The sequence below is a fragment of the Streptomyces sp. NRRL B-24572 genome, from assembly GCF_002156145.1.
Lineage (GTDB): Bacteria > Actinomycetota > Actinomycetes > Streptomycetales > Streptomycetaceae > Streptomyces > Streptomyces vietnamensis.
Genome location: NZ_MWIG01000402.1, coordinates 1 through 4,898 on the forward strand (window position 1 = coordinate 1; position 4,898 = coordinate 4,898).

A 4,898-nucleotide genomic window follows, 5' to 3' on the forward strand; every position below is an offset into this window, starting at 1 on the left:
CGCACGGCCCCGTCGGCGCGGGCGGCGGCGGCAGCGCGCAGCTCGCCGCCGAGGACTCCTCCGCCTTCGGCGTCGGGGCGGCCGTCGCCGCCGGCCTCGCCGGCACGACCGGACTGGTCCTGATTCGCCGCCCGCGCCGACGGGGCCGTGCGGGGGCCTGCCGTGGCCGTGACCGCCGCCGTTGCCGCCGTTGCCATTGCCGCCGTTGCCGTTGCCGCCGTTCCCGTTGCCGCCGTTCCCGTTGTCCGGCGGGCAGTCGGAGTCGAACCGGAAGACCTTCGACTTCGCCGCGCCGTTCTGGCCCACCCACGTCCACTGGACCTTGTACATGCCGGACGGCAGGCCGGTGATGTCGTCCGTGTGTCCGTAACCGGTGCTGTCGACGGCGATGCTGCCGTTCTTCAACGAGGGGTCCTGGTTACCCGGCTGGCCCGGCTGCGCGTAGATGTTCCACTGGATGCTCTGCAGTCCGTCGAAGTGGAAGGCGGAGAAGCGGAAGAGGCATCTGACCTGGGGGTTGTTGGCCTCGCTGGTGTCGGGGGTGCCCGGGGTGTTCGGGTCGCCCGGGATGCGCGCCTGGTGAACCTTGACGTCACCGTTGTCACCGGGCGCGGCGAGGGCTGCCGGGGCGCCGGCGACAGTCACTGCGCCGAGCGCCAGGGTGGCGAGTGCCGCGCGAAGCAGCGTACGGGTGGGGGGTGTCGTCATCGTGGAGGTCCTCCAGTCGTGAGCACATCGGACGCTTATTGCGATAATCCGACTATCCGTCACAACATGGACACGAAGGGTGGCAACCCGGCGCGCCACCCTTCGACTTCCACCCGTCCGGCTCACTCCCGCCACCACGCGTGGCCAGGGCGCGGGCCGGTCCGGGTCAGATGATCCCGATGAGGATCCCCGCCACCAGCACGACCAGCGAGGCCAGCGCGGCCCACTTGACCGTGAACCTGGTGTGGTCGCCGAACTCCACCTTCGCCATGCCGACGAGCACGTACACGGCGGGCACCAGCGGGCTCGACATGTGCAGGACCTGGCCCACCAGCGAGGCGCGCGCGATCTCCAGCGAGGACACTCCGTGCGCCGCACCGGCCTCCGCCAGGACGGGCAGGATGCCGAAGTAGAAGCCGTCGTTCGACATGAAGTACGTGAGCGGGATGCTCAGCACGCCGGTGACCAGGGCCATGTGCGGACCCATGCCCGCGGGGATGGCGCCGACGAGCCAGTCGGCCATGTGCTTGACCATGCCCGTGCCGGTGAGGACACCGGTGAAGACGGCGGCGGCGAAGACCATGCCGGCGACGTTGAGGACGTTGTCGGCGTGGGCGGCGATGCGCTCCTTCTGCTCGGCCATCTTCGGGTAGTTGACGGTGAGCGCGAGGGCGGCGCCGAGGAGGAACAGCACCGGGATCGGCAGCAGTTCGAGGATCATCGCGGCGAGCAGCGCGACCGTCAGGCCGGCGTTGAACCAGTACAGCTTGGGCCGGAGCGTCGCACGCTTCGGGTCGAGCCCCTGGAACCCGTCACCCTCGCCGCCGGTCGCCGTACCGGCGCCGGAGGCACCCGTCGCCTTCCGGTCCCCGGCCTTGCCCGTGCCGCCGCCGCCCGCCGTGACCAGCACCGCGTCGGTCTCCGGGACCAGGACCTCGTCGAGCGTCAGGTAGCCGATGCGCTTGCGCTCGCGGCGCCCGAGGACGTACGCCAGGGCGAAGACGAAGAGCAGGCCCACACCGAGCGCGGGAATCATCGGGACGAAGATGTCGGCGGCGTCCAGCTTGAGCGCGGTCGCGGCACGGGCGGTGGGACCGCCCCAGGGCAGGGTGTTCATGACGCCGTTGGCCATGGCGGCGACGCCCGTCATGACCACCAGGCTCATCTTGAGCCGCTTGTAGAGCGGATACATCGCCGAGACGGTGATCATGAAGGTCGTGGAGCCGTCGCCGTCGAGGGAGACGATCGCGGCGAGCACCGCCGTACCCACGACGACCCGCACGGGGTCGGCCTTGCAAAAGCGCAGGATGCCCCGGACGATCGGGTCGAAGAGGCCGACGTCGATCATGACGCCGAAGTAGACGATCGCGAACATCAGCATCGCGGCGGTCGGCGCCAGCTTGCCGACCCCTTCGATGACGTAGTCGCCGAGCTGGGCCCCCTGCCCGACCGCGACGCAGAACAGCGCGGGAATCAGTACGAGCGCCGCGATCGGCGACATCTTTTTCAGCATGATCAGAACCAGGAAGGTCGCGATCATGGCGAAACCGAGGACGGTCAGCATGGAGGACACCTCACGTTCACCCTTGAACTGCCGCCGAGCGGCGGTGCGCATGACGGTAGGTGCCCTCTTCCGCTGTTAACAAGATGTTGACGCGTGAGCAATACGAGCAAAACCCCAGGTCACAGCGGGGGTGATCGACAAGGGTGCCCTACAGGGGTGACACCTCCACGGGGAAGCCGTTCAGGACGGCGGTGCCGGAGAGGGGGTCGATCCGGGATCCGTCGAGCAGCTGGTTGACGTTGACGCCGGGGCGCGCGGACGCGACGGCGAGCCGAGTGCCCGGCCGGTCGTGACCCCAGCCGTGCGGGAGGCTCACCACCCCCGGGCGCACGCCGTCGGTGACCTCCACCGGCACCTCCAGCTCACCGCCCTCCCCCTTGACCCTGGCCGACCCGCCGTCGACCAGCCGGAGCCGCTCCGCGTCCTCGGGGTGCACCTGGAGGGTGCAGCGGTTCGACCCCCCGCCCAGGGCGGGCGTGTTGTGCAGCCAGCTGTTGTTCGACCGCAGGTGCCTGCGCCCGACCAGCTGGAGGGTCCCCGGCTCCGGTACGGCGTCGAGGGCGGCGCGCAGCCGGGGCAGGTCGGCGGCGAGGGGCTCCGGGAACAGTTCGATCCGTCCGCTGCGGGTCTTGAGGAGTCCCGGCAGGCGCGGCTTCAGGGGCCCGAGGTCGATGCCGTGCGGGTGCGCCTTCAGCTCGTCGAGGGTGAGACCGTACGGGCCGAGCCGCAGCATCAGGTCGAGTCGCCGTTCGGCCCCGGTGGCCCCGGTGAGCCGGGCGGCGAACTCCTTGGGGTCCGTCCCGTACGCCGGCGAGTGCTCCTGCGTCACGGCCTTGGCGAGGGTCGTGTCGATGGCGAGGTCGTCGACGGCGGACGGCGGGGCCCCGTGCATCCCCGACACGGCCAGGATCAGCCGGGCGTGGATCTCGCACTCGTCCATGCGGTCCGCTTCGAGGGGGACGGCCGCCGGGGTGTAGCGGGCCTGGTCGCGGACGGCGAAGCCGTTGAAGGCGAAGTCGAAGTGGGCGCTCCGGGAGGGCGGCGGCGGGGGCAGCAGGACGTCGGCGTGGCGGGTGGTCTCGTTGAGGTACGGGTCGACGGCGACCATCAGGTCGAGGGTGTCGAGGGCCGCGTCGAGGCGCTCCCCGTCGGGCGCGGAGAGGACGGGGTTGGCCGCGATGGTGATCAGGGCGCGGATGCGGCCCTCCCCCGGCGTCTCGATCTCCTCGGCGAGGGCGACGAGCGGCAACTCGCCCTTGACCTCGGGGTGGTGCGAGACCCTGCTGTGCCGGCGGCCGAGGGCGAAGCCCCTGCCGGGTCCGGCGGGGCGCGGGGCGGGCGCGGTGGCGGAGAGCGGGAAGAGCGCGCCGCCGGGCCGGTCGAGGTTGCCGGTGAGGACGTTGAGGACGTCGACGAGCCAGTTGGCGAGGCTGCCGTACGCCACGGTGGAGCTGCCCATCCGCCCGTAGACGGCGGCGGTGGGCGCGGCGGCGAGCTCCCGGGCGAGGGTGCGGAGGGTGTCCGCGTCCACGTCGCAGGCGGCGGCGACCGCCTCGGGGCTGAACTCCCGCACCGCGGCCCGTACCTCCTCGACGCCCTCCACATGGGCGGCGAGCGGGCCGAGGCCGGTGAGCTCCTCGTCGAAGAGGGTGTGGACGAGGGCGGCGAGGAGCAGCGCGTCGGCGCCGGGGCGGATCGCGACGTGCCGGTCGGCGAGGCGGGCGGTGCGGGTGCGCCGGGGGTCGACGACGGTGAGGGTGCCGCCGCGCCGGCGCAGCGCCTTGAGCCTGCCGGGGAAGTCGGGGGCGGTGCAGAGGCTGCCGTTGGAGTCCAGCGGGTTGGCTCCGAGGATCAGCAGGTGGTCGGTGCGGTCCAGGTCCGGCACGGGGACGGCGAAGGGGTCCCCGAAGAGCAGGCCGCTGGAGACGTGCTTGGGCATCTGGTCGAGCGTGGACGCGGTGAAGAGGTTCCTGGTGCGCAACGCGCCGATCAGCAGGGGCGGGTAGAGGGCGCCGGCGATCGTGTGCACATTGGGGTTGCCCAGGACGATACCCACGGAGTCCGGCCCGTATTCCTCGACGAGCGGCCGGATTCGGGCGGCGATCGTGTCGAACGCCTCGGCCCAGGTGGCCTCCTGGAGCCTGCCGTCCTTGCGGACCATGGGAGTGCGGAGCCGGTCGGGGTCGGCGTCGATCTCGGGGAAGGAGGCCCCTTTGGGGCAGATGAACCCCTGGCTGAAGACGTCGTCGCGGTCGCCGCGCGCCCCGGTGACGCGACTCCCGTCGAGCGTCAGGGTCAGTCCGCAGGTCGCTTCGCAGAGGGGGCAGATGCGCAGGGCGGTGGGCATGGCGTCTCCCTGGGTGCGTCGGGTGACGCCGAGCCTACCGACCGGTAGGCACGGGCGGGAGGGGCCTGCGGAAGGTCACGAGAGCGAGGGCGCCAGGTAGGCGTGGAGCAGGCACCGCGTCTCAGCGACGAGGGCCGGGTCCCCGGCGGGGTCCGCGCGGAAGGCGAGCCGGACCAGGGCGTCGGCGGTCTCGACGCCGACGAGGACCTTCCGGTGCAGCTCCTCGTCGGCGGCACGGCCCAGATGGGTGGCGAGGAGCTGCACCGGAAGGTCCTCGTC

At 71.8% G+C, this 4,898-nt stretch carries 3 protein-coding genes and 1 pseudogene; all 4 read right to left on the minus strand.

Translation table 11 applies throughout. The features are described 5' to 3' along the window. Positions 1-708: hypothetical protein (locus CCN56_RS43360; protein ID WP_086829711.1), on the minus strand; the 708-nt coding region annotated here is incomplete at its 3' end. Positions 709-874: 166 nt separating this feature from the next. Continuing rightward, on the minus strand, positions 875-2,272 hold the full coding sequence (locus CCN56_RS23415) for a CitMHS family transporter (protein ID WP_086829715.1): 1,398 nt from the start codon (positions 2,270-2,272) through the stop codon (positions 875-877). Between the two features lie 148 nt (positions 2,273-2,420). After that, on the minus strand, positions 2,421-4,619 hold the full coding sequence (locus tag CCN56_RS23420) for a molybdopterin-dependent oxidoreductase (RefSeq protein WP_086829713.1): 2,199 nt from the start codon (positions 4,617-4,619) through the stop codon (positions 2,421-2,423). Between the two features lie 75 nt (positions 4,620-4,694). Further along, positions 4,695-4,898, minus strand: a pseudogene (locus CCN56_RS23425) (TetR/AcrR family transcriptional regulator); the annotation flags it as partial.

Coding starts and splice junctions, on each gene's coding strand:
- CCN56_RS23415 (WP_086829715.1), bottom strand. CDS start 2,272: ATGCTGACCGTCCTCGGTTTCGCCATGATCGCGACCTTCCTGGTTCTG.
- CCN56_RS23420 (WP_086829713.1), bottom strand. CDS start 4,619: ATGCCCACCGCCCTGCGCATCTGCCCCCTCTGCGAAGCGACCTGCGGA.